At 64.9% G+C, this 26,180-nt stretch carries 47 protein-coding genes; 45 read left to right on the top strand and 2 right to left on the bottom strand.

The window, feature by feature from the left end; all coding sequences use genetic code 11:
• Positions 1-130 precede the first annotated feature (130 nt).
• The 24 genes from LDO41_RS27530 (at position 131) to LDO41_RS27415 (ending at position 14,790) form a co-directional block, all read left to right on the top strand.
• The gene (locus tag LDO41_RS27530; RefSeq protein ID WP_223994117.1) at positions 131-526 is read left to right on the top strand and encodes a hypothetical protein; all 396 of its coding nucleotides are present in this window, start codon (positions 131-133) and stop codon (positions 524-526) included.
• Positions 527-1,249: 723 nt separating this feature from the next.
• Positions 1,250-1,720, top strand: coding sequence for a hypothetical protein (locus LDO41_RS27525; RefSeq protein ID WP_223994115.1), 471 nt, complete (start codon positions 1,250-1,252; stop codon positions 1,718-1,720).
• A gap of 175 nt (positions 1,721-1,895) precedes the next feature.
• Positions 1,896-2,192 (top strand): hypothetical protein, encoded by a 297-nt coding sequence (locus tag LDO41_RS27520; protein WP_223994113.1) that lies wholly within the window; start codon positions 1,896-1,898, stop codon positions 2,190-2,192.
• Positions 2,189-2,578: a hypothetical protein gene (locus LDO41_RS27515; protein ID WP_223994111.1), complete on the top strand. Its 390-nt coding sequence runs from the start codon at positions 2,189-2,191 to the stop codon at positions 2,576-2,578. The genes LDO41_RS27520 and LDO41_RS27515 overlap by 4 nt, the downstream gene beginning before the upstream one ends.
• Before the next feature lie 98 nt (positions 2,579-2,676).
• On the top strand, positions 2,677-2,859 hold the full coding sequence (locus LDO41_RS27510) for a DUF7673 family protein (protein WP_223994109.1): 183 nt from the start codon (positions 2,677-2,679) through the stop codon (positions 2,857-2,859).
• Positions 2,860-3,098: 239 nt separating this feature from the next.
• Positions 3,099-3,512 carry a hypothetical protein gene (locus tag LDO41_RS27505; RefSeq protein ID WP_223994107.1) on the top strand — a complete coding sequence of 138 codons (414 nt, stop codon included), beginning with the start codon at positions 3,099-3,101 and terminating at the stop codon, positions 3,510-3,512.
• Positions 3,513-3,580: 68 nt separating this feature from the next.
• The gene (locus LDO41_RS27500) at positions 3,581-4,057 is read left to right on the top strand and encodes a hypothetical protein (protein WP_223994105.1); all 477 of its coding nucleotides are present in this window, start codon (positions 3,581-3,583) and stop codon (positions 4,055-4,057) included.
• Between the two features lie 43 nt (positions 4,058-4,100).
• The gene (locus LDO41_RS27495) at positions 4,101-4,382 is read left to right on the top strand and encodes a hypothetical protein (protein ID WP_223994104.1); all 282 of its coding nucleotides are present in this window, start codon (positions 4,101-4,103) and stop codon (positions 4,380-4,382) included.
• A gap of 71 nt (positions 4,383-4,453) precedes the next feature.
• On the top strand, positions 4,454-5,053 hold the full coding sequence (locus LDO41_RS27490; protein ID WP_223994103.1) for a hypothetical protein: 600 nt from the start codon (positions 4,454-4,456) through the stop codon (positions 5,051-5,053).
• 143 nt (positions 5,054-5,196) lie between these two features.
• Positions 5,197-6,213, top strand: coding sequence for a GNAT family N-acetyltransferase (locus LDO41_RS27485; protein ID WP_223994102.1), 1,017 nt, complete (start codon positions 5,197-5,199; stop codon positions 6,211-6,213).
• A 105-nt stretch (positions 6,214-6,318) separates the two neighbouring features.
• A complete protein-coding gene (locus tag LDO41_RS27480; RefSeq protein ID WP_223994101.1) occupies positions 6,319-6,834 on the top strand; it encodes a hypothetical protein in 516 nt (171 codons plus the stop codon).
• 94 nt (positions 6,835-6,928) lie between these two features.
• Positions 6,929-7,168 (top strand): hypothetical protein, encoded by a 240-nt coding sequence (locus LDO41_RS27475; RefSeq protein WP_223994100.1) that lies wholly within the window; start codon positions 6,929-6,931, stop codon positions 7,166-7,168.
• A 255-nt stretch (positions 7,169-7,423) separates the two neighbouring features.
• Entirely contained in the window at positions 7,424-8,242 is an 819-nt protein-coding gene (locus LDO41_RS27470) for a hypothetical protein (protein WP_223994099.1), read from the top strand.
• A gap of 80 nt (positions 8,243-8,322) precedes the next feature.
• On the top strand, positions 8,323-8,490 hold the full coding sequence (locus LDO41_RS27465; protein ID WP_223994098.1) for a hypothetical protein: 168 nt from the start codon (positions 8,323-8,325) through the stop codon (positions 8,488-8,490).
• Between the two features lie 135 nt (positions 8,491-8,625).
• Positions 8,626-9,528 carry a hypothetical protein gene (locus tag LDO41_RS27460; RefSeq protein WP_223994097.1) on the top strand — a complete coding sequence of 301 codons (903 nt, stop codon included), beginning with the start codon at positions 8,626-8,628 and terminating at the stop codon, positions 9,526-9,528.
• A 125-nt stretch (positions 9,529-9,653) separates the two neighbouring features.
• Positions 9,654-10,271 carry a hypothetical protein gene (locus tag LDO41_RS27455; protein WP_223994095.1) on the top strand — a complete coding sequence of 206 codons (618 nt, stop codon included), beginning with the start codon at positions 9,654-9,656 and terminating at the stop codon, positions 10,269-10,271.
• Between the two features lie 223 nt (positions 10,272-10,494).
• Complete coding sequence (locus LDO41_RS27450) at positions 10,495-10,710, top strand: hypothetical protein (protein WP_223994093.1); 216 nt, start codon at positions 10,495-10,497, stop codon at positions 10,708-10,710.
• Positions 10,711-10,720: 10 nt separating this feature from the next.
• Positions 10,721-11,005, top strand: coding sequence for a hypothetical protein (locus LDO41_RS27445; protein ID WP_223994091.1), 285 nt, complete (start codon positions 10,721-10,723; stop codon positions 11,003-11,005).
• An 86-nt stretch (positions 11,006-11,091) separates the two neighbouring features.
• The gene (locus LDO41_RS27440; protein ID WP_223994089.1) at positions 11,092-11,403 is read left to right on the top strand and encodes a hypothetical protein; all 312 of its coding nucleotides are present in this window, start codon (positions 11,092-11,094) and stop codon (positions 11,401-11,403) included.
• A 133-nt stretch (positions 11,404-11,536) separates the two neighbouring features.
• On the top strand, positions 11,537-12,145 hold the full coding sequence (locus LDO41_RS27435) for a hypothetical protein (protein WP_223994087.1): 609 nt from the start codon (positions 11,537-11,539) through the stop codon (positions 12,143-12,145).
• A 94-nt stretch (positions 12,146-12,239) separates the two neighbouring features.
• Positions 12,240-12,620, top strand: a complete 381-nt coding sequence (locus tag LDO41_RS27430) for a hypothetical protein (RefSeq protein WP_223994085.1) — start codon at positions 12,240-12,242, stop codon at positions 12,618-12,620.
• Positions 12,621-12,752: 132 nt separating this feature from the next.
• Positions 12,753-13,088: a hypothetical protein gene (locus tag LDO41_RS27425; RefSeq protein WP_223994083.1), complete on the top strand. Its 336-nt coding sequence runs from the start codon at positions 12,753-12,755 to the stop codon at positions 13,086-13,088.
• A 70-nt stretch (positions 13,089-13,158) separates the two neighbouring features.
• On the top strand, positions 13,159-13,845 hold the full coding sequence (locus LDO41_RS27420) for an ankyrin repeat domain-containing protein (RefSeq protein ID WP_223994081.1): 687 nt from the start codon (positions 13,159-13,161) through the stop codon (positions 13,843-13,845).
• A gap of 18 nt (positions 13,846-13,863) precedes the next feature.
• Positions 13,864-14,790: an HNH endonuclease signature motif containing protein gene (locus LDO41_RS27415; RefSeq protein WP_223994079.1), complete on the top strand. Its 927-nt coding sequence runs from the start codon at positions 13,864-13,866 to the stop codon at positions 14,788-14,790.
• Here the strand turns inward: LDO41_RS27415 and LDO41_RS27410 are convergent.
• On the bottom strand, positions 14,787-15,404 hold the full coding sequence (locus tag LDO41_RS27410; protein ID WP_223994077.1) for a DUF6036 family nucleotidyltransferase: 618 nt from the start codon (positions 15,402-15,404) through the stop codon (positions 14,787-14,789). The two genes, LDO41_RS27415 and LDO41_RS27410, sit on opposite strands and share 4 nt — an antisense overlap.
• A gap of 16 nt (positions 15,405-15,420) precedes the next feature.
• Positions 15,421-15,711: a hypothetical protein gene (locus tag LDO41_RS27405; protein WP_223994075.1), complete on the bottom strand. Its 291-nt coding sequence runs from the start codon at positions 15,709-15,711 to the stop codon at positions 15,421-15,423.
• A gap of 212 nt (positions 15,712-15,923) precedes the next feature.
• On the opposite strand from LDO41_RS27405, the gene LDO41_RS27400 reads away from it, so the two are divergent.
• From LDO41_RS27400 to LDO41_RS27300, 21 genes are all read left to right on the top strand, one after another.
• Positions 15,924-17,483: a hypothetical protein gene (locus tag LDO41_RS27400; protein WP_223994073.1), complete on the top strand. Its 1,560-nt coding sequence runs from the start codon at positions 15,924-15,926 to the stop codon at positions 17,481-17,483.
• Positions 17,484-17,591: 108 nt separating this feature from the next.
• Positions 17,592-17,921: a hypothetical protein gene (locus LDO41_RS27395; protein WP_223994071.1), complete on the top strand. Its 330-nt coding sequence runs from the start codon at positions 17,592-17,594 to the stop codon at positions 17,919-17,921.
• A 2-nt stretch (positions 17,922-17,923) separates the two neighbouring features.
• Positions 17,924-18,421 (top strand): hypothetical protein, encoded by a 498-nt coding sequence (locus LDO41_RS27390; protein WP_223994069.1) that lies wholly within the window; start codon positions 17,924-17,926, stop codon positions 18,419-18,421.
• A 27-nt stretch (positions 18,422-18,448) separates the two neighbouring features.
• On the top strand, positions 18,449-18,847 hold the full coding sequence (locus tag LDO41_RS27385) for a hypothetical protein (RefSeq protein WP_223994067.1): 399 nt from the start codon (positions 18,449-18,451) through the stop codon (positions 18,845-18,847).
• Positions 18,844-19,035 (top strand): hypothetical protein, encoded by a 192-nt coding sequence (locus tag LDO41_RS27380; protein WP_223994065.1) that lies wholly within the window; start codon positions 18,844-18,846, stop codon positions 19,033-19,035. Before LDO41_RS27385 ends, LDO41_RS27380 begins: the two co-directional genes overlap by 4 nt.
• Positions 19,036-19,103: 68 nt before the next feature.
• Positions 19,104-19,757 carry a hypothetical protein gene (locus LDO41_RS27375; protein ID WP_223994063.1) on the top strand — a complete coding sequence of 218 codons (654 nt, stop codon included), beginning with the start codon at positions 19,104-19,106 and terminating at the stop codon, positions 19,755-19,757.
• A gap of 151 nt (positions 19,758-19,908) precedes the next feature.
• Positions 19,909-20,208, top strand: coding sequence for a hypothetical protein (locus tag LDO41_RS27370; protein WP_223994062.1), 300 nt, complete (start codon positions 19,909-19,911; stop codon positions 20,206-20,208).
• Positions 20,209-20,235: 27 nt separating this feature from the next.
• Positions 20,236-20,499 carry a helix-turn-helix domain-containing protein gene (locus LDO41_RS27365; RefSeq protein WP_223994061.1) on the top strand — a complete coding sequence of 88 codons (264 nt, stop codon included), beginning with the start codon at positions 20,236-20,238 and terminating at the stop codon, positions 20,497-20,499.
• Positions 20,500-20,557: 58 nt separating this feature from the next.
• Positions 20,558-21,049, top strand: coding sequence for a hypothetical protein (locus LDO41_RS27360; protein WP_223994060.1), 492 nt, complete (start codon positions 20,558-20,560; stop codon positions 21,047-21,049).
• 136 nt (positions 21,050-21,185) lie between these two features.
• Positions 21,186-21,650: a hypothetical protein gene (locus LDO41_RS27355; RefSeq protein ID WP_223994059.1), complete on the top strand. Its 465-nt coding sequence runs from the start codon at positions 21,186-21,188 to the stop codon at positions 21,648-21,650.
• Position 21,651: 1 nt separating this feature from the next.
• Positions 21,652-21,942, top strand: a complete 291-nt coding sequence (locus tag LDO41_RS27350) for a hypothetical protein (protein WP_223994058.1) — start codon at positions 21,652-21,654, stop codon at positions 21,940-21,942.
• Between the two features lie 174 nt (positions 21,943-22,116).
• Entirely contained in the window at positions 22,117-22,692 is a 576-nt protein-coding gene (locus tag LDO41_RS27345; protein ID WP_223994057.1) for a hypothetical protein, read from the top strand.
• Positions 22,693-22,742: 50 nt separating this feature from the next.
• Complete coding sequence (locus LDO41_RS27340) at positions 22,743-23,060, top strand: hypothetical protein (RefSeq protein ID WP_223994055.1); 318 nt, start codon at positions 22,743-22,745, stop codon at positions 23,058-23,060.
• Between the two features lie 2 nt (positions 23,061-23,062).
• Positions 23,063-23,329, top strand: a complete 267-nt coding sequence (locus LDO41_RS27335; RefSeq protein WP_223994053.1) for a hypothetical protein — start codon at positions 23,063-23,065, stop codon at positions 23,327-23,329.
• 11 nt (positions 23,330-23,340) lie between these two features.
• Positions 23,341-23,565, top strand: coding sequence for a hypothetical protein (locus LDO41_RS27330; RefSeq protein WP_223994051.1), 225 nt, complete (start codon positions 23,341-23,343; stop codon positions 23,563-23,565).
• A 58-nt stretch (positions 23,566-23,623) separates the two neighbouring features.
• Positions 23,624-23,908, top strand: a complete 285-nt coding sequence (locus tag LDO41_RS27325; RefSeq protein WP_223994049.1) for a hypothetical protein — start codon at positions 23,624-23,626, stop codon at positions 23,906-23,908.
• A gap of 38 nt (positions 23,909-23,946) precedes the next feature.
• Complete coding sequence (locus LDO41_RS27320) at positions 23,947-24,444, top strand: hypothetical protein (RefSeq protein ID WP_223994047.1); 498 nt, start codon at positions 23,947-23,949, stop codon at positions 24,442-24,444.
• A gap of 26 nt (positions 24,445-24,470) precedes the next feature.
• Complete coding sequence (locus LDO41_RS27315; protein ID WP_223994045.1) at positions 24,471-24,935, top strand: hypothetical protein; 465 nt, start codon at positions 24,471-24,473, stop codon at positions 24,933-24,935.
• On the top strand, positions 24,932-25,327 hold the full coding sequence (locus tag LDO41_RS27310; RefSeq protein ID WP_223994043.1) for a hypothetical protein: 396 nt from the start codon (positions 24,932-24,934) through the stop codon (positions 25,325-25,327). Before LDO41_RS27315 ends, LDO41_RS27310 begins: the two co-directional genes overlap by 4 nt.
• 125 nt (positions 25,328-25,452) lie before the next feature.
• Positions 25,453-25,740: a hypothetical protein gene (locus tag LDO41_RS27305; RefSeq protein WP_223994041.1), complete on the top strand. Its 288-nt coding sequence runs from the start codon at positions 25,453-25,455 to the stop codon at positions 25,738-25,740.
• Positions 25,728-26,150: a hypothetical protein gene (locus tag LDO41_RS27300; RefSeq protein WP_223994039.1), complete on the top strand. Its 423-nt coding sequence runs from the start codon at positions 25,728-25,730 to the stop codon at positions 26,148-26,150. The genes LDO41_RS27305 and LDO41_RS27300 overlap by 13 nt, the downstream gene beginning before the upstream one ends.
• Positions 26,151-26,180: the final 30 nt, after the last annotated feature.

Below are 26,180 nucleotides of genomic sequence, written 5' to 3'. Positions count from 1 at the left end.
TAGGGGTTGGTTTCTCAAGAACGGCTGGCAACAGGTGGGAAAACAATGACGTTCGAGGCGCCGCTCGCCACGATCGGTTTCAGTGACCTGCAGATGCAGCTGCGTGCTGTGAGGGCACGGTGGAGGAAGTATGGGCATCGCAGGACCGCCATCTGTCGTGGTGCCGCTGCGCGATGGGCACCGCTTGCGCCTGTACTACGCGTTGGCGAACCCGGCGGAACCGGGCACGCTGGTGGCGACCCGCAATCTGTGTACCGGTGAAACCGTCGACACCTTGAATATGTTCCAGCCTTTGCCGGCACCGGCATTCTGGCGCCGGTCGTGGCTGAGGGCGCGCCTGACACCCGTGGTGGCGGTCATCCTGTGCGTGGTCTTCGGTCTGCTGGCGGGCACGTTGCTAGCGCGGGTCGGGGTGTGCGGTGCGGCGCGGCCGTGGTGCTGGCGGGCTTCGGGTTGTATGGGTGGTTCATGGTGCAGCCCTTCCGATTCAATGGGGCTGTACGGGCATTCCGGCGCGATGCGTTGACGGCGATGGTCGCAGATACGGGTGGGAGGGATGTCACGCCAAACGGCACGCGTTCTCGCTTAGTCGGGACGGGGGCGCGATTTTTCCCCTGCGGGGTCTCGGGCGCTGTCGCGCTTCCCAGCCCTTGGCTGGGGTGGGTTGGGGTGGGTTAATGGTTTGTGGTAATGCCGGCCGGGATCTCGAAAAGCACGGGGCGGGGCCTCTGTCAATGCCTCCGCTTTCGGGTGCAAATCCGGGGCCCGATGCCGATAGGGGACGGTAAGCGGTGTCGTGGGACTGCGGTGACGGGCTGCCCGGTGGGCAGGCGGCGGCCGCTGCGCGGCGCAGGTGGGCTGGTTCGGGTGGGTTCCCCAGTCGAGGTTGCCTGTCCGAGTTCACCACGCGAAGATTGCCGATAGCCAAAGGATAGCTATGTCGTTGCCCATATTTTTCGTTGTTGTATGCCTGCTGGTGATGCTGGAGCGCGGGATCCGGCTTGTTTATGCGCTCTATCGCCTGCGCTTGACGGCCAAGGCGATGCGCCAGCTGGAGGCGGAGTGGCGAACTCGGACGCCCGACAGGGCATAGGCGGGATCGCAGGGGCCCGGTGGGCCAGCGCTGCGCGCGGTGGGTTTAATGGGTTAGGGCTGGTTTTCCCAGCGCGATACGCGGTGGGAGTGTTTGTGAAGCGCCAGCGCATGGCGCCCGTAAGCCGGCCGGTAGCCAGCATTAAGCGAGAGTCAGTTGCCTACAAAGAAAGATGGTAAGTCGATCGACGAAATCAAGAAGGGCGCATCGAGCGCGTCGATCAAGAAATCGATCAATGAACTTAGTGCCGCCACGGGAATGCAGTTCAAGGCCAGCGGCAAGCGCGCCGATTTCCAAAAAGCCGTGGCCTCCATGACGCAAGGACAGCGCGCTGCTCTCAAGGACGTGGCACAGCGCGCCTTCCGACTGGGTGTCAGGCGCGGCGCGATGCAGGCGCTCGATGCCGTTTTGAACCGTGAGATTACCGTGCACGGTAAAGGCAAGGACCGGCACCTGCTGACCGAACGCAAACGTCTGAAGCTCGGCACGCGCAAGCTTTCTCTCTACGGCGCGGATGTCAAGGGCGAAGACCTGACGTTATCCGTGCCAAAACATGGGGTGAGCACCGCTAAACTCGGTTTCAAATGGCCAAAGGCTGGCCGTAAAGCGGCGTCGAAAGCGGGCTGATGCTCACTTCTTTTAAACAAGCCTCGCTATGCAACAGCTATCAGACTATCTCGCGCGGCCGCAAGCGGACGACCCCCAGATCCGGGAGCATTGGACGGCCTGCGCCGTGGAGCACGCGGCCCGAGTGCAGTGGCTTCCCTGACAATCACCTTTCGCCCCCCAAGGAACTTCGATCATGAAAATGGCAAATCGCGAACCGAAAATGCAGATTTCCCTGCTGGCGTGGCTGCGCAACGTCGTCGTTGGCGTAGGACTTTGCTCACTGATTCCGGTCGGTGTCGTGCTGCTAGCGCGTTGGATGGGCGTCTATACCTATACGGTGGGCGGCATCTATGACTCTCCCTCGGAGGCGCTTCGGGCGTTTACCGGCATGCTGGGCCTCGCGCTGACCGCTGGGGCCGTGCTGGCTTACAAGTTTGGCGTGTTCCAGCGCGACACCAGCGGGTACGCTAGCGACGCGAGACACCTATGACTCACGCAGTTCCGACGAATGCCGGCCACTGCGCGCCGGGGACGGTTTCCGCGAGCCCACTGGACGCACGGTTGGGCGCGGGCGTGACCATCTTGCATCCGTGCGACGCGTTTGCGCAACGGGCGGGCTACGCCTCGTGGGCGATGGCGGTTGCCGCCATGCAGGCCGGCGTGATCGTCACGGCTGCCGCGCCGCAAGTTGGGCGCTCGATGCTGGACTTCAACCTGTTCGTCAAGCAGATCCGCGAAGACGGGCTCATGGCGCTCACGGCGAGCGAGCCCGATCTCGGTTTCGTAGCAGTGGGGTTTCGGGCTGATTTCCCTGCCGAAATGTTGGCTCGTGCGGAGCGCGAGCATGCCGAGTCCGCCCCGTGGATCGTCGGGTGAGATTGTGCTGACGATGGGCGTGGCGTGCGCGCACACCCTTGCATACCGCGTCAGCGGTTGAGGACATGATGGCTACACGCGAAACAACGGCTGCGAAGATGCCCCCTGCGCAGCGACAAATCGAAGGCATTCCGGAGGCCGAGTGGGCAGCGGTGTTGCGTTTGTACGAACTGGCCCAATGCGATACCGATCACGGCGAGGTGGTGGCGGCATTTCTGCTGTCGTGGTGGTCGAGCTCGCTGTGCGGGGGATTTCCGGTCAGCGACGCGTGCGTTGACTAAGACGTCGCGCGCGATATCTTGACCGCCTTGGCGTTTGCACTACGCACTCGGCTCCATCCATCCTGCTTTGGCTTGCCAGTGGAGCCACTGATCCACCAGTGGCGCCCCGAGGTGGAGCGGGAACTGGATGCCGAGTATGCACGGTTGGTTGCCGAAAACGCTGCGAGTAAGTGACAGGCCACCCTTCACGAACTTGCTGCCCCGCTGGGCACGGCTGGGGCGATAACACAAGGATAATGATGAAACTGAAGATGCTGCCGGTCGCCTCGTTGGTGCTGGCGACGATGGTACTGACCGGCTGCGATAACGCCGGCAGCAAACTGGCAAAAGCGAGCAACGCATTCGGACAGTGCCAACTGAGTCAAGGGTCGTCCTGTCAATTGCAGCCGCCCGAAGGCACGACGGTCAAACAGACGTCGGTGACGGCGACCGATGATGCTGTGCTCATCAGCGCGACATTGCACGATAAGCAGGACTGCGAACGGTACGCGTGGAACGCGTCGTCGCCGTCGAAGGCATTTGTCATGCAAGCCGTCGTCAATGGCACCGTGGTCGCGCCCTATGGCTTCCCGGCGCTGGCCAATCAGGTCGACATTGAATGTGCAAAGGCGCCGCCCTTCGCCGTATCGGTGACGGTGGCCAAGGCGCCTTGACGGCATCTTGGTGGGAAGGTGCGGTCGACCTGCTCGACGGGCCGTAGACGGCGTAACACGGAGATCCCATGGCAGCAATCCTTCTCGTTGGCGTGTTTCTCGCGATCCTCTGGCTGCTCTCACGGGATACCCAGCGCGGGCACGACGCCTTCGCATGGCTGCAGAAGAACTCCGCAGACCCCTTCGAGGTCAGCGATGTCCTGCACTGTGATCGCTACAAAATTGCAGTCGATCGGATGCGCAGGCGCATAGCCTTCGTGAACGTCGACCTACAGGTCTCGCAAGGCGGCGATGGCCACGCGACGTGGGGCGGCGGCCGGTCAGAGGGGGTCACGGTGGTGACCGGCTACGAAAACGTGAAGGCGCTGCGGCTCAGAGGTCTGCCGCCGTTTGCCGACCCGCTGCTCGATGTGCATTTCGTCGAAGCGCCGCGTCCCCATCACGTGCCGCTGCTCACGCTGATCCCACACAGGCTGCCGGTCGAGCTGGCGTTTCTGCAGCGTGAACTGGGCTTGACGGCGGAGCCTGAGGCGGCAGCGCAGTAGCTGCGGCGCCGATAATTAATAACCGGTCGAGAAAAGGGAAAACATGGACGCGAAGACCCTTGCGGGGTACTTGAATTTGGGCGCAGCGGCGGCGGCATTGGTGGCGGCCGTCTTGTGGTGGTATTCGACGTCGGTCAGCGTGCCATTCGTCGAAAAAAAGCAGGGGGACCTCTGGCTGGGCGGCATCTCTGTCGTCGACGGGCAGGGCGTTCGGACCGATCCGTTCGAAACCGCGATGGCACAGGGCCGGTGGAGCCGTTGGGCGGCCATGGCGGCGGCGGTGGCCGCCGCACTGCAGGGTGTGGTGCTCCTGCTCGCGCCGTAGCCGCCAGCGAAAAGCCGTGGCGCGCGCCAGTGCCCCCGCAAACAGCCGATACACATCCGACAGGAGAACAGATGGGACTTCGCATTGCATGCATTGTCTTCCCGGACGGTGCGCAGATGTACACGTTGTACAGCACGGTGGCGGACCAGTGCGATCGCGAACTGTTGCCGCTGGCGCGCTACGAGGCGGCGTGGCTCACCCATGCGCAGACGTCCGAGGACATCCAGCATCGATGGGCCGTCTTGCGCCAGCGGCAGATGGGGCCGCCGGGGGCGACCTCACCGATGGAGACGCCCGTGCCAAACGACGCGGAGCCGGTGCAGGTCACGGTCCCGGGTTACGACGACGCGGGCTGGCCCTCGCGCGCCATGCGGCAGGCGCGTACGATCGTCGGACCCACCTCGGCCGACGAGGTCCGGCACGCGCGGGACCGGGAGCACGAGCGCGCATCGGACCGCCTCTGGGCCGAAGCGCTTTCGGCGCACAAGCAGGGGACTCGGCGGCGGGCGGCGCGGGCCACGGCGTGGGCGGGGCTCGCCATGGGCGCGCTGGCGATGGGCGCCGCCCTGCAGGCGGGCGACGCGATCCCCACCGTCGGCCGGTTGGGCGTGGCGCTCGGCGCGCTGGGCGTGGCCGGAGCGGCGTGGTGCCTGTTGCGGCGGGTCCGGTGAGGGCAGAAGCGCTACCCCGGGGGCGGCACGCCTCCCGGAAAAGCCGGCCGTTCCGAGGCGCATAAACGCGCGGCCACACAGGCGATATCCCCACTGACCACAACGCCATCCTCGCGCTGGATGCCCGGAAGCGATAAGCCCCCATGTCCCGCCTGAAAACCCTCCTGTCCCCATGGCGCTGGCCGCCGGCGTCGCCCGCTGCCGGCCCGCTGCGCGAGTCTGCGGCGATTACCTATCAGTTGGTCCCGGCCAGCGGCCAGTTCCGCGTCTACGCGATGCGCGCAGACCGGCAGGTCGGCTTCTGCGTGGCCTCGGCGTTCGCGCCGCTGGAAGCCTGCTTCGTCTACGACCTGATGGTGTTCGCGCCTACCGATCGCGGGGCGGGCATCGGCGCCGAGCTGCTCCGGCAGGCGTGGATCCATTCCGGGTGCGAGACCGTGGCCCCGGTCAACATCGTGCCCGAGGCGGCGCTGTGGTGGGCCAAGCGGGCGCAGGAAGGCAAGATCCCAGTCCAGCTGGGCCTCAGCACGCGGTACGAGGCGATGCTGCGTTACGCGGCGAAGGACGCGGTACCGCCCCGGGACCGGGCTGCCCAGCGCCGGCCCGGGCACCAGCAGGTGCGCACGCGCGGCCGCCTGCCGCGCCTAGAGGTCAAGGCGACCCACGACCACTTCCGCGTCGTCACGGCGCCAAGCCCCGTGGTCCGGGCAACGCTCCACAATGGCGCCGGGGAGCAGGTCGGCACGGCCGCGTACGGCTTGTCGCCGCTCGCCGACCGGGTCTACGTGTTCGAGCTGCGGGTGGCGCCCGAGCATCAGCGCGGGGGCTATGCCACGGCGTTACTGTGTCACCTCGCCCGGGAGTATGGGTGGCCCCTCACCCCGGTGAAGGCGCTGCATGCCGCCCACGGCTTCTGGCAGGCGGCCGGCCAACTGGCCGACGCGGGCGTGGTGGTGACCGAGCCGGTCTGGGATCTCGACGCCGAGGTGGCTCGCTGGGCGCATCTACGCCCGCTTGCCGAGCGGCTGGAGGCCCAGATTCTTGAACGCTTGTACGCACGTCACGAACCGTGGGCCATCGCGGTCGGCCGAGGCCTCGATGCACCCGCGCCGCCGAGCACCCCGCGTGTCGCGCACGACAATGGGCCCGCGCCCGGATGAGGCGTGCACTACCTCCGGCGTTCGACAAACCGCGCATTCCGGGATTGGCCGTCCTGTGGCGCGCGACTACTATGGACTGACCACAGAAGCGTCCGAATTCCCGCCATGTACAGTGACACACGCTATCGTTGGGCCGCCGTCGGGCATCTCTGGGAATTTACCCGCCTCGGGCTGGAGCGGCGGGAAGCTGTCGACGCGCTGCGCGAGACCATCGCGGGCGATCCCGATGGCGTGCAGGAATGGCTCCGCGCCAACGCGAGCGTCGTCATGGCGTTGGTCGAGACGGTGCCGAGCCGGCGCCCGGCGATGTTGCGCCGCTGCACGGCGGATTCGTTGGGGCAGATCGCCATGATCCTCGGCGGCTGGCAGCACTGCCGCAAGGCCGTGATCGCCTATGACTGGATCGCGGAGCACCCGGGCCATTTCGAAGCGGGGCAATCGTATCGCGCCGCCACGGTCAGCCAAGGCATTTTCTTTGACGAACTGCGGGAACGCAATTGGACGAGGTGGCCCGTGCAATGGGAGCGTTCACCCTTCAAGGGCGAAAGGCGCCGCGACCGCTCAGATGCACCCGACTATGATGAAGCCATGGACGAGCAGGGCGGCTACCCCTACTTTTAGCGCAGCGGGTCGGCCGAGCCGGGCGGCTTCTGTTTGCAATATACTCCCAGAGTAGATATTATGAGGTCATCTCCACTGACCTGAGCGCTTTCCCATGTCCAACCGAAGCCTGTCGCTGCCGTCGTTCTCGTTGGCTCGTCACCCGAAGGCGCAGCCGATCTACGCCACGCTGCGCAAACGCTTCTGCGCCGAGGCCCTGCGCCACATGGGCTTCGTGCGGGACGGCAGCGGCATGGTCAAGCGCGGGCCCCGCCGTGTGGAACTCGCCGTGGCCCGCCCGGACGGCGAATTCTGGCGCGTCACGCCGCAGGTTCGCGACTGGCACAAACGGTAGGTTGGGCGCCAGACCGGCGCCTCGCCCCTACGCCTGCCCCCTTGTAGGGGGTCAACTTTGCAGCGTCCCGGCCGATAGGACATTCAGCGCGATGGTGAAGGCGGTCTGCGATGGCCGGTCTCCGGATGCCGTGGCCGAGGCGGCCGGCATCACGCTGGGCGCCTTCGATTTCGAGTGAGGACAAGCCGGCCATTCCGAGAACACTCTATATCCGACAGCTCTTCCACCCATCTCATGATTTCGAACGAACCCCACATGGCCCACGATAACGAACTGGACCTGCTGGAGCACTACACCGTGCAGTGCGCCGTACCGATCCTGCTGCAACTCGACAATCTGGGTACCGGATTGCTGGGCACCGGCACGTTCTTCACGGTGGCGGACCGGCACTTTCTAGTGACCGCCAACCATAACTTTGAGGACCTGATGGAGGTCCACAAAGAGCAGCTGGCGGTACCGGCATTCCACAACACTGAGGTGCTGCACACGCTGGGCCCGGTCGTGTTCTACGCGCCGGTGGATGACCGGCTGGACGTGGCGGTCATCGAACTACGGGATGCCGGCTTGGTGAAGCAGTTGCAACGCCACTGGCGGTTCCTGACCCTCGCCCACGTCGCGGCCCCCGCACAGGAGGCGAGGGACGGGTCCATCGTGCTCGCGGGCTACCCCAAGCCGCCGAGTGCGAACAAGAACGGCTGGACGCCAGAGGGGCAGGTGCGAGGGCGCTTCCTGTTTGCGCGCACGCAACGCATCCCGACCACACCGAACAATGCGGACGCCATTGTCGACGGTCGCCATTTCTTTTGTGACTATGAGGCGGCGGGTACGTTGCGCGATGGCACGGTGGTACCAAGCCCGCCGCTCCCGGGCGTGAGCGGCGCCTCCGTTTGGGAGCGCCAGCCAGCGGTCGAGGGCGTCTGGTCGGCGGAGGCGGCGCTGCGCGTCATCGGCGTCGAAAATTCCTTCATCGCGGGTCACCATTTCCGGGTCACCCACTGGTCGGTCGTGGCGGACGTGTTGCGCGCGATCTCGCCCGAGATTGCGCAAGCGGTTGATGCGGAACTGCATCTCTGATCGCGCGTCCCTGCGTTGACGCATTTCCTTTACTAATTTTTTTTGAGGCGGCAAGCATGAGTGGCACAAGGCAGCATACGGTGACGGTCGACGGCGAGGAGACTACCGTCAACGTGGCGAAGACCGGCAAGACGACGTGGCGGGCGTGGGGGGTTTTCCGGGGGAAGTCGATTGAGGAGACGGGCGGGACAGAGTCCGGCGCGTTGAGCGGGTGGAAGCGCATGGCGGACTACCTCACCAACGACTGACTAGAACTCGTGCTGACCCTCCGTCCGAAAACCGGTAAAGGGGTTATGCCCCGGACGTTCTGCCCGGGCGCACCGCCGGGCAAACCGGGCGCGTGAACGCCCATTTCCTTTCATTGTTTATCAACTTGGGATGCCATGCTTTCAGCGATCGATACGCCGATTCACCACAACGCCATCATCGTGCTGGACGGCCTCAAGCCGACCGACATGCAGGTTGATTACCTGATGTCCGAGTTAATCCATCTTCACCACTACCGCGAGGGCAAGCCCATCAAGCCCGGTACGCAACGCATCGAGGTGCGTACGCGAGCGAGGCTGCTGCAGGCGTTGGGTGCGATCGCGCAGGCCTGCCGTCAGACGGGGCTGCAGCCGATCCTGCATCTCGAATGCCACGGCGGCGCCGACGTCGGCATCACGCTGGGTGCTGAGCAGGAAGTGGTGAGCTGGGACGAGCTCACTGCACTGCTGCGTCACATCAATGTGGGCGCCAATTGCAACCTTGGTGTGGTCATGGCCGGTTGTCATGGCATGGCGGCCATCGAACCGGTGACCTTGGACATGCCGACGCCGTTCCTGTGGCTGGTGGGGCATGATGAAATCGTAGCGCAGGGCGATCTGCGTATCGGCTTGCCACGCTTTTATCAGACCCTCTGGCGGACCGGGGAGCTGACCACAGCGGTAGCGGAACTGGAGGATTTCCGCTGGTACAACGCGGAGCGCTTTCTCCACGACGAGCTGGATGCCTTGCACAAAAGTACCGGCAGCAATCGGCGCGCCACGGCGCTGACCGACCAGCTCTTGCTGCGCCTGAGCGTAAAGTTCGGCGAACTGTCGCCCGAAGACCTGTCGGAGCGGCGTCGCCGCGTCAAGGCGGCGGTGCGCAACACCGTGGACGCGGACAGTCTGGAGGAGATCGCCCAACTGTTCCTTGGGCCGACGCGCCGGCCATTTTCCTACACGCACCTCGTGGAGCGGTTGCGGACCCAAATTGCCCCTCGCGTGCCCGCCACGGCTGGTGAGGCCCCCGAGCCGAACTAGGGGTCATCGCGCGCTGGCCGTTCACCGGAGCGATGGTTTGCGCGGCGCTATACCGGATTATCCGAGGCATCGCTGCCTCCATGGTGGAGGCAGCGTCACGGCTTCGGATTAACAGGTACCCCGACATGATGGATTTCGAAAACTCCCTGTCTTCCCCTGCGTTGACGTCCCCGGCGGGCGCCGCGCGACACGCTGCCTGCCTCGCAGCCCCCGTTTCGTTCTGTCACGAGACTTCGCCCGCCGTGGCGCTGCGGATTCTGCGAACCCTGCAATTCGTGGCCGGCCCCATCCTCGGGGATGCGGGGCTGAGTGGGGCGCTGCCCGGCTCGACCTACGGCGAGCAGGCCATCCTCAGGGGCGCCGTCCTGCACTTCGAATGGACCGGCCCCGTCAGCGCCGCGTCATCCGGCCGGCACGAGCCGTATCTCCTGTATGACGAGCGTCCGCACCGCCTGTTCGTCTTCGTGGGCACGCAGCGCTACCTGCAGCTGCGCGGCGTGACGCTTGCCGACGGGCTCACATGGGCGGATGCCGTGGCAGGGCCTGCACGCCCCAATGGCGTCGCATGGCTGAACCCGCGCGCGTGGCGCGACTGGCTGTTCCCGGTGCAGGCGCGCACCCGGCAAGCGCGTATGGTGGGCGAGGAGGTGGCCCGCCGGCTCGCCGAGACGCCGACCATCCGTATCGTGCCGCCGGCTCGGGCGCCGTATCTGGGTATCCTGCGCGCTCGCGGCCTGCTGTAGGCGATTGGGGTCGCCTGCTCGCGTGCGCGCGGCTGTCAGAGGCGTCGGGATCGATCCCGACGCCTGCCCCCTTCAGGGGGGGCAATATCTTCCCGTCCCGGCCGATACGCCTGCAGGCGCGGGCATGCCGCCCCGCCGGCGAACGGATCGTCGCAATTGGCGCTAGACATACTCCCGGAGTATATATACACTCCGTTCGAACTGAATCGACGGAGGAGTCATCATGACGACCACGCGGGTAGCGGTGAGCGATACCGCTTTTGATATGCTCGGCCCCTATTTGACGGCCAAGGCCGTGTGTCCGGGCTGCGGAGAGGAAAACGTGCTGGTGCATATCGAGAGTTTCGCCAGCGATGTCAAAGCGGTCAGCGTGTGCGAACACATCCGCGCGATGGTGCGCGACGACGATGGCGGCCGCCACGTCGAATTCCAGCACTAGGGGAGCGACCATGCTGCAGATTATGGGCGTCGCTGCCGTGCTGGTCGCCGTCATGGTCATGCTGAGGCGACGCCGTGCCACGCGCGGGCGCATCGCTCGCGAAGGCTATCCACTGGGCGCGCTCATCGACGACGTCGAGCGCGCGGGCAAGCTCGCCGAGGTCGGCGGCATGGATGTGCTCGTGCAGCGTGTGCTGCTGGCCGAAGATCAACAGGCTGAAGTCGCCAAGGTGCGCGCGGCGCTGGGTGTCCCGGCCGCGCATAGACGGGCACGCGCATCATCACATCCTGCGTAGGGAATACATGGCCGCCGCCCCCGGAAAATCCTGCCATTCCGAGACAATCACGCCCCATTCAATGCCATCCTTGACCGGAGCTTCACATGTCGTTCATGCATAGATTCGTTCTTGCGGCCCTCTACCTCGCCGTCCTCGTTATCGTGGGCCTCTTCATCGCGCTGGGCTTCCACTTTTACCACCTGCAGCAGGACGGCGAGGCGCACAAGGCGGCCCCCTCCGCAGTGGCCAACACGGCAGCCAAAAGTCAGCCCGCGACGCTCGATGCCGCCTCGCTCTGCTTCGAGGATGGCAAGCCGTTCTCGGTGGGCGCGGTAGCCCACGGCCGCGAATGCCGCGCCGTGGCCGGCCGTCCGACGTGGGTGAGCGTCTCGGCCACCGGGCCTTCGGGACGGTGACCCATACGCACATCAGTTGCTATGATCCCGCGCCGGGGCGCGACACCTGTGACATCATGGTCGTCGGCTGCCGGAGCACAACCCTTTCCATATATCGGCGGCACCGCAGCGCTCGCGCTGAGGGAATAGTCGAATGAATATGAATCCGATGATTCTACAACTCGCTCATCGTGCCGAAAAGCTGATTCGGCCTGTCGCCGTTTTCTTCTTCTTCTCGGCGTCGATGGTGGGGTGGTCCTACTTCTTTCCTGCCATCTATTGGGTCGCGGGTGTCCTGCTAGAGGTCGCGGCGGGATGCCTGCTGCTCTGCGCGGCCGTCGCACTGGCGCCTGTGGCGATGGAGATGCCGCGCAAAGGCCTGCGCGGCCCGTGGACCCGCAAGGATGTGGCGTGCCTACTCGTGTTCGGCAGCATTGGGCTGGCGGCGGCGTGGTACTTCCTTTGGGAGCTACCCGCCCAAAGCGAGCGTGCTGCCGCTGCGCGTTGCGAGCCGGATGCGATCGAGGCGGTCGCCCTCAAGGCCATTCGCAGCGAGGGGCCACTGGATGCGAGCTTCTTGCTCCCGCTGCGCGTGAAAGTGGACGTCCGATCCAGTGGTGGTAAGGCGCGCCGGCCCTCCTGCGACGCATTCGTGCTAGACGCCCATAAGCGTCCCGTGGGCTTCGTGCACGTGACGGAAGATCGCGCGGATGCCCTCCTTTTCGATGTGGAGGAGTCGAAGGGCTACGAGGAGTTGCTTTAGCAGACCACGCGGTTGCGTCGCGGTGCCTGCATCATGGCCGGCTGTCCGCATATCGCGCGAATGGGTTCAATGAAGAAGAATGAAAGGAGTTCTGATGCTGACGAATATCTGGGTGATGGGATTGCTGGTTGTGGCGGTCGTCGCGGCAGCACGCTTCTGGTGGTACAACGACGTCAATCATCCGCAAGATGATGCGCTACAGCGCGGGATCGCCAGCGTGGGGGTGTCGTTTTTTGCCTGTCTCTTCGCGGTGACCCTGCGTGATGATCTGCTGGGGCTCGAATTGGCCCAGTGGTGGGCCGACATGCTGCCGGAGCCCGGTACCGGCATCAACATCGCGACGGCCGGCCTGCTGACGCTTGCCAGCTGGGCGGTGTTCTTCGTGATCGTGATGCTCACGGGCGGGGCGCTGAATCTTGCCGTTCGTCGACTGCGCGGGGCCTGCCGGGGCGCGGCTGGGCAAGCCGGCTGCTGATCGCCCACCACTTGCCGGCCGCCCGGGCGCGGGCATTGTGGTTGGCCCGGGCGGTGCCCCCTCCCAATTGGGGGTACGACCGGGCGGGTCGAGTCTCTACGCTGGCGGCATTTCCCCACCACGCAAAGCCTCATGGCCACATCCGAACTGCGTTTGACCTACCGTACCCGGCGCTGGAACGCCCATACCACGCTGCGCTTCACCCCCACCGCGTCTGGCTGGGATTTGCGCGCCAAGGCCATCCATGGCGCCGTCGAACCGGACGGCAGCCCCTTTCTGGTCTCCAATCTTCAGCAGGACAACGTCAAGTACCCCAAAGGGCTCGATGGCTTTGTTGACTTTGTCTGGCGGCAACTGCAGGCGGACGAAATCGACGGTCAACAGGCGCAGGTGATGTTTGACGAGCTGGGGGCGTGGATTACGCAGTGCGAGCAGGGCCAGCCTGTCTGGCCGGGTTGGAATCGCTAGGGCTCACCGGCGCGGTGTCACAAAGCTTCTCCGAAGCAGCCACAAGCTGAGACCAGCACTAGGATTCATCATGCCAACCTTGCGGGAAACTTTTGAGCGTTATGACTCGGCCTATCTGATCGAGCGGCGGGCGTTGGGCGACGAATTGTCCGATGAGGCGCACGCGGCGATCGAAGCCGTGCTGCGCGAACGGGGCGAAGCGGTGCCATCCCGACCGGTGCAGCCCGTGCGTCTGGCGGCAGGTGGGAGGACCGGGCGCAGCACGTCATTCGGAAGGATTGCCGTGCAGTGTCTGCTCGTCTTTGGCGGTCTGGTGGCTGCCAAGATGCTGGCGCACTCGTGGATCGGGCTGGTCTTTTCGGTGGTAATGCTGGTGGTGTTTGCCGTGGACTGGCACCGGAAACGCAAGCTCACGCCAGCGGAGCGTGAGTCTAGCCGGCAGGCGAAGGTGGCCGAGCGTGATGGGATGTCCGAGCTGATGCGCAGTGCGGCCGATGGAGATCTGGTGCGGGTCGCGGATCTGCTGCGTTTTGGCGCCGACGTCAACGAGCGTAATCTGCGCGGCGCCACGGCGCTGATGTACGCCGCCCGCAATAACCAGCTGGAGGTGGCCCGGGCGCTGATGGATGCAGGCGCCAGCCCGAACCTGCAATCGGACGCGAAGGCCACGGCGTTGTCCATCGCCGTGCAACACGGACACCAGCCGGTGGCGGATCTCCTGCGCCAGCGCGGCGCAATGCTGCCGGGCGGCCACTAACGGCGCGAGGAATATACGATGTCAAAGAGTCGGGCGCGGCTGCCGAGGTCGTACCAGAATGAAGAACTCGCAATGGCCCTTGTGCCGGCGTTACTGCTGGCCCACGGGTTCGTGCGGGTATCGGTGCGTCGGCGCAGCCCCGCCAAGCTGATTGACGCGATGACTGCCGATGGGCAGACGCTCTGCTTCTGGCTCAAGCTAGGGTGGACCGGGCCCCAGAAATTTTGCGCCATCCAGTTCGGCTTGTTCGGTCGCGAAAAGGACAAGGACATCCCGGACGTCCGCTTCCTGAACACCGTGGACGACCGCGTGGCCAGCGTCAAGAAGTATGGCGCCACCCACGCGCTTTTCATCCACATGGATGACGAGCTGATCCGCAACTGGGTCGCGCTCAAGGTCGATGACGTGGGGGCTGCGTATCACCGCCAGATGGCGGGCTGGCCGCAGCGGGCCCGAAACACGAAATCGACCACGCTGTGGTTCGAAGATGATCGGGCCGTTGAAGGCACGGAATGCATCCGCGCGGTGCTCGATCTGGAGCTCGATCTGGCGGGGCTCGGGCGCAATGGCGAAGCCCGGCCGCCGGTGCCGCCCGAAGGCAAGGGGTCCGCGTCGCGCAAAGTGACCGTGGAGATCGAGCAGCGCATGCAGCAGGCGGCGTTTCGCCTGCGGCTGGGTCGGCACTATGGCTGGCGTTGCATGGTGTCAGGCACCACGATCAAGGCCACCATCGACGCCGCGCACCTGCCGGGCCGCGACTGGCGGTACGACAATGGAGTCTCGGACGGGATCCTCTTGCGTGCGGACTTGCATCGCCTGCTGGATGCCGGGCTCGCCCAGATCAAGCACGGACGCTTCCTCATTGACGCCAAGGTACGCGCGGGCGACTACGCGCAATGGCACGACGTGCCTTTAACGCTGGTGGAGGCCGAAGCGAGCCCCTAGGGCTCGCAGCCGTCTGGCGAGGCGGGCGGCCGGTGGCTGGCTGGTGTAGGCGTGGTGCCGGCTTCAGCCTGCCGTGCGATCGCCACGGCGTCACGCAGGTTCAGGCGCAGCATCGCCTGTCCGCCCACAAAGCCGGCGAGGGCGCTGGTGGCCCGCGCTTCGATCGCATCGGCACTGGTCAGGCCCAGTCTGACCAGTGCGGCGATATCGTCCTTGTCGTTGTCGGCGAGACGCGCGATCTTGCTGACGGCCAGATCGACGGGCGAGAGCACATACAGCTGCAGGTGGGTAAGGCCCAAGTCGGCCGGGATGGCGTCGTCCTGATAGTCCTCATGCATCAGGGCGAAGGTGCTGTTGTAGTTCGTGTCGAAATACATCACCTGCGGCGTGCCGTCTTCGCGCGTGAGCTCCACCACCAGATCGCTGGGCAGCAGCACGCGGCCGCCAAACTCAGCGTCAACGTCCGTCGTGACGCGGTTGGCCGTGTAGAGATGCACCGCCATGCCGCCGGCGAGAAATACCTTCAGCGGTCGATCGAGGCCGAGCCGGGCTTCGAGCTCGGCGAGGAGCGTGCGCAGGCCTTCAGCGAGCGCCGTGTGGGTATGGAAGGTCATGGGCGTGGCCATGGGGTCAACCCAGCTGCAGCTGCCGGCTGAGCATGTCGCGCAGTCGCGGAAGATTGGAGACCCAGCCGCGCCGCACCACGTCAGCGGCGGCCAGCTGTTCGCCCGGATGCGCGGCGAAGTACGCTGTGCTGGCACCCATGAGCTGGGTGGCTTCACCCGGAAAGCGCGACTGCACCACCATGGAGGCCAGCCGGAACACGTTGGCCTCGCGCTGGTCCCGCGCGAGCGGCAGCGTCGAGCGGGCGACGGTGGCGCAACGATCGAGCAGGGCGGCTTCGGCCTCGCGGGCGTTCATGGGAGGGCGCTCCAGTGTCTTGGCTAGTGACGATAACGGTACAGTACCACCAAACACCGCAAGACGGCGTGTTCGGCGCTGCTGCGCGGCGGCGGGGGTGCGAGAATCGTTGAAAATACCTGACCGCGCGCCACGATGGCGCGATTGTCAGGGGCAACGCCGATAAGGCAGGGGAGAACGAAACAATGGCAGCCGGTCCGCACCATACAGACATGGAGTTCCTGATGGCCGAGCACGGGGAGGGCACATGGGTGACGGTGTTCGAGCACATCGGCGACCTCAGAAGCGGCCGGCAGGGCGCGCTCTATTGCGCGCTGGCCGACAAAGACGTAAGCGCCCGCGCGATGGCGGATTACGGCTGGGATGTCCAGATCGGCACCGATGCCCCGGGATTCGTCACCAGCTACAGCGGTGGCGAGGAGACCAGCACTTACTACCCGCGCTCAGCCGATCCATTCCAGCGCTTGGTCTACCAGCGGACCTTCCACGGCCGCAAGGACGGCTACATCGAACTGTGTGAGGAATTCCGCCTGCTGCACAATCTCTACTTCGATGCCAAGGCCAACCAGTACATCACCTTTGACGAGGCTGGCGACGAGGTGGTTGTCGTCAAGCTCAGTGCTGACAGGGTCGAGGTGCGCCGAAGCTATCTGCGCAGCTTCATGGCCGCGACCCAGCGCGACCTGCTCCTGTACTTCGAGTTCACGCACCATTTCAACGATCCGGTCGATCCCATCGAGAGCGTGGCGTCCGACACGCTCCGGGCGGAGGTTTATTCGGGGGGCGCGTACGTCGCCGGCTACAAATACTTTGTGCGCATCGTTGGCAAGAAACGCCTGTTGGCGGCCCCGCTGCACGAATGTGGCATCGCGCCGTTCGAAAAAGCGAAGCGCTTCGAGGCGTTCTTGATCGGGGGCGACGATGACGCCCCCATCCTCCACACGTCCGACCCGGCGACGCTGAGGGACTACTTCGGCGGCAATCCGGATGCCCCGCATTACCTCACGCCTGTGTTTTTCCGCATGGAGGTCATGAAGAAGTACTACGGATCGTCGGACTACGAGATCGAAGACGGGCGCCTGTCACGCAAAGGCGCGTGGAGCCTGCGCCTCGATAACAATGCACCGGGGCATGTGTCGGTGTTCCTCGGCGACTTGGGCCGGGAGCTCCCCAGCAAGGAACAGCTCTACTGGAAGAGCTTCAACATTGTTCCGGACGGCCGCACGATGAGCCACGCGAACTTCGCGCGCAGCTTCCTTGGGCAGTTCCATGAGTCGGAGAATCCTGCGCACCTGTTCAAGCAAAAATTTACCCGACTGAACAAACGGTGGGCGGAGCGCGCTGGTTGGGAGCTCTTTCTGCCGCTCGCGGACAAGGACCGGCATTTCTTTGACGACATCCGTTCCTTGCTGACGAACGAGCAGGCCGAGTTCGATGCGCTGATCCTTTGCCTCGCCAAGACGACGATTGACTCGCTCAACGTGAAGGGCATAAGAAAGTCTGTGGAGGGCGGCGAAACCGATAAATCCATCGCGTTGCTCGGGCAACTGCTTGCCCGGCTCAACGTCCCTGATGCCGAAGCCTATGTGACATTGCTGCATGGGGTGCAGACCGTCCGATCGACCGGTGTGGCACATCGGAAGGGTACCGACTATGAAAAGGCGGTGGCGCGATATGGGATTGACGCCAATGACTATGCAGAAGCGTTCAATGCCATCCTGCTGCAGTTCGTCCGCCTCTTCGACGCGCTGCTGGATGACCTCGGCGAGTAGCCGACGAGAATAACGTGGCAGCCGATATAGGCCCGTGATGGCCAAACCGCGAACATACTCAGCGAGTATGTGCTACGATGCACCCACGAAGCGTTGGGGAGAGATCCGATGAAGGCAGGCAAAGGCGCGCAAGCGGGGCACGCCATGGGCGTGAGCGTAATAGGCAATGTGGGGCAGGTGGTCGCCGGCGGGGAACTGAACCAGCCGTTCCGGATCACCATGGGCGGCAAGGGCAAGCGCATGACGGTAGAGACCGGTGGCAAGGCCTCGCACCACTGGGCGCGGGGCTACTTCTGCGCCGTGGCCGCGCTGCTGCGCGAAGAGGAGGCGGTCACCACGGCCGTGCGCAGCCTCTTCGCGGCGGGCGGTGACGCGGCCCATGCCGACCCGGAGGATCAGGCGCTTTTTCTGCAGTATGGCCTGATGGCCAAGGAATGACCATGCGAGACGAAATTTTTCACTACGAGATCGAGATGCCGCGTGACAACGCGGCCGGTGTGGCCCCTTACAAGGACCATGTTGCGGTGACACTCACGGGTGGGGTGCGTCGCAGCACGGCGGACGCCTTCGATGCCTTTCTGTGTGGGGCACTGGCGCAATGGCACGACGGCGCGACGGTACGCAGCGTGACGCTGACCGAGCAGCCCGACGCCACCGAGCCGCCGGCTGATGGCGCGCGGCTCCTGAAGCTGCTGCAGACGCAGCACGGCAAGCAGGCGCAGATGCACGCCGACCTGATCGCGATGGGCTGCTGGTTCCACTGGCAGGGCAATCGCACCGCTGGCATCAAGGCGATCAAGGAAGTCTTCCTGACCTTGCCTCAGCGTGGCAACAAGCAGTACTTCGACAGCCTGCTCGATGGGCTGCCCGGGCACGAGCGCTGGCTGGTGCGTGCCGTCGAGGCGCACAGCGAGATCAACGACCTGTTCGGCCTGTAGCCGGGCACGACATTCCGAACGGAGCCCATGGTGGCGCGCTACAAACGCAACGAAGGCCTGCATACGTCGGCGGCCGACGCGAAGACCAACATCCTGCTGCATCTGCACCGGTACGGGGTGTTCGACTGGCGCCGGGGACTGCGCAAGGCGGAGCTCGGCTTTGCCGCGTACCCCGATTACGACTTCGCCCGGCCGCAGGGCGCGGCCTTCGCCGTGGCCAAACTCGTGCGCGAGATGGAGGACGACGACCTGATCGGCTGGTACGTCGATGAGCGTCGCCATGGCGGCTACTATCTGAAGCCCGCCGGCGTCGCCAGCGCCGCAGCGCTCGCAGCGGTTGTCAACATCGCGGCGGATTCCCTACCCATGCAAGCCGACACCGTTAGCGGTGCAACGGCGGCAACTGCCACACAGGCAGTTGCATGAACGAATACACCCGGAAGCGCTTGGAGGACGAACTGCGCGCGCACGTAGCGGGGGTCTGCGCCAGCGAATCTGATCGCCGGCACGAGGCCGACAGCAACGTGCAGACGAAGGCGGCCGGGCTGCCTGTTGCGCCGCTGCAAATGCTTGGCATCGTTGTGCACAACGATGCCAAGCCAATCCATTCGTGAATGCAAAACGCTTGCGATGGCTGCGGGCACGCTGCTATGGTCTGCGAGTTCTTACCCAGATCCGCACCATGAAAACTCCCTCCCTCCTCCCCGTCGACATCTTGCTGCCCGAGAACACACCGCTGGAAGGCGGCGCCCGCTTCGTGCGCCTGCCCACGCGCGAGGCGCTGGAGTCCTTCTGGGCGGCGCACCGCGCCACCTTGCCCTATGCAGCGCGCGGCGTCGCCTACGGTCCCTATCAGGTCTATCTGCGCGAGGACGAATGGGTCTTCGCCCCCACCAAGGCGACGCTGGTGCGCACCGTCACACGCTGGGATCAGGTCGGGATCGTCTGCCGGTGGTACGACTGGGCAAGCGACGAGCCGAACGATCATGCATCGTTTTTTCGAGAGTTGCCCCCCGATGAGCTGCAAGGACGCACGCCCGAGACGTACCGGGGCTGGTGGGTGCTAGACAACCTGCCGGATGGTACGAGCGACAGTGACTGGTTTGAGGGCGCCGTGGATGAGGTGTCGGACCCGGCGTTGCCGCTCGCCGAGGTGCTGGCGCGCCTGCAGGCGCAGACGTTCGACGCGTGGAAGCACGCCGAGCGCGATGTCTGGTTGATGGATGCCGGGGACGTCGACCAGCATCTCGTGTATCGGCGCGAGCACGAGGCGGAAGAGGCGGCAATCGCGCGCTTCGGGTTGCCGCCCGAGGGGCCGGGCGGAGTCTGGGGCTAGCCTTGCTGCGGGCCCCCCGGAAAAGATCCCCGTTCCGAGACGCGTCGTTCGATAGCATCGGCGCGCCGGTGTCGGGTTGCATACTCACAGAGTATATGATATAACCGACCCCATCGCGCTTTGGGTGGCGCCATGGAAGACAAGGAGGAGCATGACCACGGACCCGGTGATTACAGTCAGCCCAGCGGGCAAGACCAAACTGGCGATGCCGCAGGCGATCTGGCAAGACGCCGGGGCGGGTTTCGAAAGCGCGCGCTTCGCCGGCGAGGAAATGTTCCTGCGTGCGGAGCAGACCCCGGCCGGGGAAACATTCCGCCTTGCCTATCTGTGCTTTGAGGCCAGTGGCTTCGTGTCGCTTGGCGCCGCCAAGGCCTACGCCCCGCAGTTTGCCCAGCACGTGCTACACCGCATGGCGGTCTGGGCGGAGCACAACTACGAGGGCGATGTCTAACTCCCCAGCATGCTACGGAGCCGCGTCATGACGACACTCACCGCATTTCAGCTGCGCTGCGTGATGGCGCTGCGCCGGGAGCCTAATGCCATTGCGTCGAGCACGGCCATCGGCCACCGGGCGCGCGTCGCGCGGATCGCGGTGGCCAGCGCCATGCGCAGTCTGGAGCGGCGCGGCTTGGCCCACAGCTTCCCGAGCGACAACTCACAATGGGCGGTCAAGCTCTGGGCGCTGACACCACGGGGCAGGGCGGAAATTCCGCTGTCGCCTGCGCCGGCACGGCCATCCTGAGCGGCCCGGCGCCGCCGCGCTCGGGCGCGTGTGCTCACGCAGACAACCACGCTTCTCTATGGCACCACGACCCCATATCACCGATCCGTTCTACCGTGAGCTCAATGAGACGCTGGCGGGATTCGATGCGCGCCTCGCGCAGGCGATGCCGTTCGCCCTGCGCCAAGAGCGGCACGACATGCTGCGGCTGATAGCCGGGGTGTCGGTGGTGATGCAGATGGGGGCCGGCCACGTGCCCGATGTGGCGCAACTCAATGCAGTCCTCGCGGCGCGCCTCGGCAATGGCTCCTCGTGGTTCTCCTCCCTGCAGTACTTGGCCGGCGCCCGGGCCCGCGAGACGTTCGCCAAGCGCGAGGCGCTCTTGGCCACGCTGGTCGATCCGGGGTTGTTGAAGTTCGCCGCACAGGCCCTGCCCACCATGCCCGAGACCATGAAGTTGCTGATGGCGCAGACCAGCGGTGTGCAGGCGGCGCAGGCCGCGCGCGCGGCCCGGTTCGGCGCCTCGCTGCCCGGTACAGCGGGCCGCCTTTCCACGGCTGCCGACGACTGAGCACGCGGGTAAGCGCAGGCAACCGAAAGGGGTGTTGCGATATACTCCCAGAGTAGTTAAACTGGGAGGCATGGCGCGGTGTCACGGCGTACCGCGCAGGCTGTCATCCACCCATCCGTAACACTTTCGAATGCCCATGAACGACGTCATCGAGAACGGCAACGCGTATCCACTGGCCACCGAGGCGGGGAGATGGACCCCGGTGCTCCGGGGCAAGGAGTACTGCTCGCCCGCATGCGGGGCCCGCTGCAAGAAAGCGGACTTCGATAATGCTCGCGCCCGCGCGGGCGCGTTGGCCCGCGAGCTCGGGCCGGGCTGGCAGCCGCACGTTTGGGAAAACGGCGGGTGGCACTACGAAGTGAAGAAGAGCAACGGCGCTGTGTATGAGGAGGATGGCGAGTACCGCGCCGACCTGCGTTTCAGCTTTGGGACCGATACCCAATTACTGGTCTCGGAGACGCGGCCGAACGCACCGGCGGCGATCGCCGCAGTGATCGCACGCGTGGAGGCCGATATCGCCGTTCTGCGCCGGCAGATGCTGTCCATGGCGCCCACGCCGCTGGAGATCGAGGATGCCCGCTACACCGTGCAGGAGGCCTGACATGCCGCTCTTTCGTTGCGACACGTGCGGCTGTGTTGAGAACACGGCCATGGGCCTGTTCCACGATCGCGACGCCGACTACTGGCCGGAAAACGTTCGGGGCAGGGTGCTTTGCTCGGCCTGTGCCCCCGCCACGCGTGCCGACGGGCAAGCCACGGGATACGGCGCGTGGCACGGCCAGCTTGCCCGTCGGGCGGCCGCCGGGATGCTGGTGGATCAGCGCGGTCACCTGTGGCACCGGGACGAGACCGGGCGCCCCGCATCCGTGCAGATCGGGGGCGAGGCGCGCTAAGCGCTCTTATCATGCGCCGGAGTGCTATCGCTCGCTGTGGATAGAAAAAAAATATTAATTTGCTTAAGAAATGCCCGGTTTGTGACGTTACCAAATCGACGACCCGGCAATTGTTGCCCGGTTACGGATTTCAACCCGGCGTGCTGTTGGCGCGCCATGCACACGAGGATGTTCATGCTCAAGCCCCCTTACCTTGCCGCGCTGGCCCTCACCGTCGCAGGCCTCTCCACCACTGTCGTGGCAGTGACGCCGCCCGCCGGTGAGACGGCTACGCCGGTCGCAATGTCGCTAGCCCAGACTGCCGAAGTGAAGGTGGAGCTGCTGCGTGGCGACGCTTCGTGGATGCAGGGGCACTGGCTTCCCCGGGATCTGAAGGACGGCCAGATCGGTCCTTTCCAGTTCGCGACGACGCGGTCGATTCCCGCCGCTGTTGCCTGCACGGATACCAAGGGTCATGTGGAACTGCGCAATGAGCCGGTCGAGGTCGGGACGCACTTTGCGATCGAGCCACAGTCGGTCACCGCTGACGGCTTCATCGTGCGCGTGAAACTGAGCGATACCAAGCTCAAGCAAATCCGCCACTTCCAGTCGGGGAACTGCAGCGCGGATCTGATCGATACCGAGGGGCAGGCCATGGAAACGGATGTGCTCCTGCGCTATGGCGAGACGACCGAGGTGCCGGTCCGGCCCGGCCCGCAGCCGGCCCTCGTCCGGCTGACGGTGAGCCAGCCGATCGCGCTGACCAAGTGAGTCGGAGCCGGATCATGCGACATGACGCGCGAACTTGTGTTGGGGGCCCGTTGGCCGCCATTGCCGCGCTAGCGGGACTGATGCTGGGGATGCCTGCTGCGCAAGCGGTCGACATGACGGGCACGCCGATCGCGCCGCAGGCGCCGCCGACGGGTCAGCGGCTGTGCGGAATCGGCAGCGGGATCGCGCTGTCCGGCTCCGGCAACCTGACCTGCAGCGAGCCTACGACCATCCCGTCCGGGGCAGTGACATCGCAGGGCGCGCCCGCCGCACCCTGCCAGTTGGTCAACGTCCGCATCGAAGGGGCTCTCACGGTGGAATGCGATCGCATGAGCGACGCACCGGCCCGGGTGACGGGGGGACGTTGACGATGCCAGCGCTTGCCTTTCAGGTGGGTCACCTCTTCGAGATCGATCCGCGTGATCCCGTGATTGCGGACATGCGCGTGGCCACGGAACGCGCTATCCAGCAGTCGCAGATCCGTCAGGACACCACCATCGGGATCTGGACCGACCGAGAACATGGTTCGAGCCTAGTGGGCATTGCCTACGTCGGAGAAGTCTTCTGGCGTCCGGGTTATGGACCGGACGTGCGGGACGCGTGGTATGGCGCCGCCGCTGAATCGGCAACCGTGTGAGGAATGTCCCTGTGCTGCTGATCGACCTGCTTGTGGCGTTGAGCTCGCTCCTCTGTTTGTATCGAGGCGTCCAGCCGAAAGGCAACGGGCTGGTGGCGTTGCTGATCTTCATCGAATTCGTGGCCGTGACGGCCGGGCAGTACAGAATTGCCGCGTGGTGCTCCCTCGCGGCAGCCGCCGTCCTCATGGTGCTGATTGCCGCCATGCTGCATTGGCGATATCTGCGCCGCCGCTAGCACCCGGGGGGCATGGCGTAAGCCTTAGCCAACCGGTATCACCAACTTTGGAGAAATTATGTCAATTCGTACCCTGATGCCGGCGGCCGCAATGGCCGTATTCGCTCAAGGCGCCGTCGCTGCGAATGCAACGCCGCGCGAAGAGCTCCTGAGCTTCGATCGTGTGACGGTCGCCGGACAGGAAGTGAGTCTTGCCAAGACCCGTCATGTAGAGGGTGCCCACGTCATGATCTGCACGCAGTACGTGGAATCGTTCAAGCGCGAGATTGACCGCAGCGTGAATGCGCCGGTGACGAGCGACAAGGTGTCGATTGTGCTGGGCGTGCACTGCGCAGATTCCTGATCCACTTCCCGCGAGGCCGCGTCAGCGGCCCAATCTCTATGAACGATTTCACGCGTATCCTGACCGAGATCCAGACTAGCGAAGCCGAGATCGCCGCAGACGTCGCGATCGAGCAGGCGTCGAAGCAAGCGCAGCGTACCGAGGTGATTCGGTATGCCCGAAGCCGCTTCAATGAGGCAGGCGTCGGCAGCTACCTGCAGGAACAGGCCGGGGCCATGGCAGCCGCGCACTACTGGGTGAAGGTGTATGACAACGACCTCAGTGACCGCGTGCAGACGTCTATCGAGTTTGTTCCCGCGCCGCATGAGCTGTACGAGAAGGGCATCGGTGGCCCCAACACGGTGACGCTTCACATTGTGACGTGGTCCGACGCGGCAGTGAAGGCCGAAATTTACACGGGCCACTCCAACAACCGGCAGATGCTGCCGGCGACGACCATCGCCGAGCTGTCGCTAGACCACGTTCGCCAGTGGTTCCAGCGATTCGTCGAGTTCGCCATGAACTACCAAAAGGAGCGCGACGCCCGACATCGTTGATCCATCCTTCTTGAGAAGGGGACAGCATGCCAGTCCAGCCTCGTGGTGGCCGTTTGAGCGCCTTCCTGCTGCAAATGACCCTTGCACTCGCGCTGCTTGGCCTCGTGGACACCAGTGGCTACGCGGGCTATGACACGCTGGGGCTGCACCGCGTGACGGTACGTGCGACGGTTGTCCCGCTTACCGAGGTTGCTGCGTCAGCGTCGGTCTCGCCGGTGTTCCGCTTGGTGCTGGACCTAAAGCCCGTCGGGGGCGTGGGCATTCCCGCCGAAAAGTTGAGTGTCGCGGTGGCCCCGGAATGCCCAGCGCAGTACGTTCGTGGCGATTCGGTGCTCGTCGACGTGGCGCGCACGCGCCTCTCGGCTCGAACCTTGGCGTTTGCAGTGCAGGTGCTCGATGGCCCACCGTGTCGTGTCGAACTTGACCGGCAGGCGCATAAGCGCCTGCCGTTAAACGAAAAAGACGCCGTATCTCACATCCGCAAATCATGACCGATTTCGACCGCATTCTCCATTCGATGGAACCCGTAAAAGCGCAGGCGCTTGCCCATCTTGCGGCACACGCAGCGAGCGAGACTGCCACGCGACGCCGCCAGATCGCCCATGCGCGCAAGCGCTTCGCCGCCGTGGGCGTGGCGGCCTACCTGCAGGAGCAAGCCGCCGCCATGCAGGCGCAAGGGTTCCACGCGACGGTCTACACCGACGAGATCGACGATCGCGCGCACGTTTCAATGGAATTCGTGCCACGGCGTGGCGAGGCATATATCGATGATTTCAGCGCGGACGCCAACGGCTGCCAGCTGGTGATTCTGGGCTTCGCGAACGGCAATGATCGATGTGGACGTGGATGCGCTCACACTGGCGCAAGTGCAAGCGTGGTTTGAGCGGTTCGTGCAGTTCGGGCTGGCATTGGCCAGCGAGACGCCGCGCGCCTGAGGCAGAGGGACGCGTTTGTCTGCAGCAATTCACTGCCTTGTCCTGTCGGATGGGGCATTAGCAAGGAATGAACATGTGGCATGAAGAATTGATGGTGGTGATCCCGGTTGCTGTACCCGTGCTAGCAGCGCTGTGCCTGCTTTGGGTTCAGCGCAAGGCGAGGTTCCGTCTGTTGGTGCGCATCGCGGCGGCGGTTATGGTGCTGTCCGCGATCCCGACGCTGTTGGGAATGTTGATGCTGTCGGGTGCAATCTCGATGTTTGCGGCGGGCTTGGTGGTGGCGCTCGTGGTGGGCGATCGTCACGAGGCCCGTGCCGCGCGCGACGCCGCTTCGATGGAGTCCGACGCATGCAGCTGTTGATCGGGGGATTGGCGGTGAGCATTGTCGCCGTTGTGACGGCGTGTGCGCTCAAGGCCTACGATCTTGAGGGCCTGCCGAGCGAAGCCCGGTCGGCCATGGTTACCCAGCGCACCCAGCTACTGGCTCGGCAAGGGGCGGCGATGTTCCCTGCGGTATTGGGCCTCCCGATCTTGTTACCGGTGCGGCATGCACCGACCTATCGCGTCGGGTTGGCCATGGCCCATGCCGCCGGCGAGCCTGTCGCCGCCAGTGTGGTGGCCGTGCAGGTCGAGGCGAACTGCTACGCGCGACTGGCCGACGGTCAAGCAGTGCAGCTGGATGTCCAACGGACACGTCTATCCGAGCACACCCGTGTGGTGGCCTTGCGCAATACCAGCGGCATGGTGTGCCAGACACGGCAAGTCGGCTGAAGCGCGAGCCACTCACATACGGTAACGGTA

This window comes from Cupriavidus pampae, assembly GCF_914271485.1.
Taxonomy (GTDB): Bacteria; Pseudomonadota; Gammaproteobacteria; order Burkholderiales; family Burkholderiaceae; genus Cupriavidus; species Cupriavidus pampae.
This window is presented reverse-complemented; position numbering and strand designations above follow the sequence as displayed.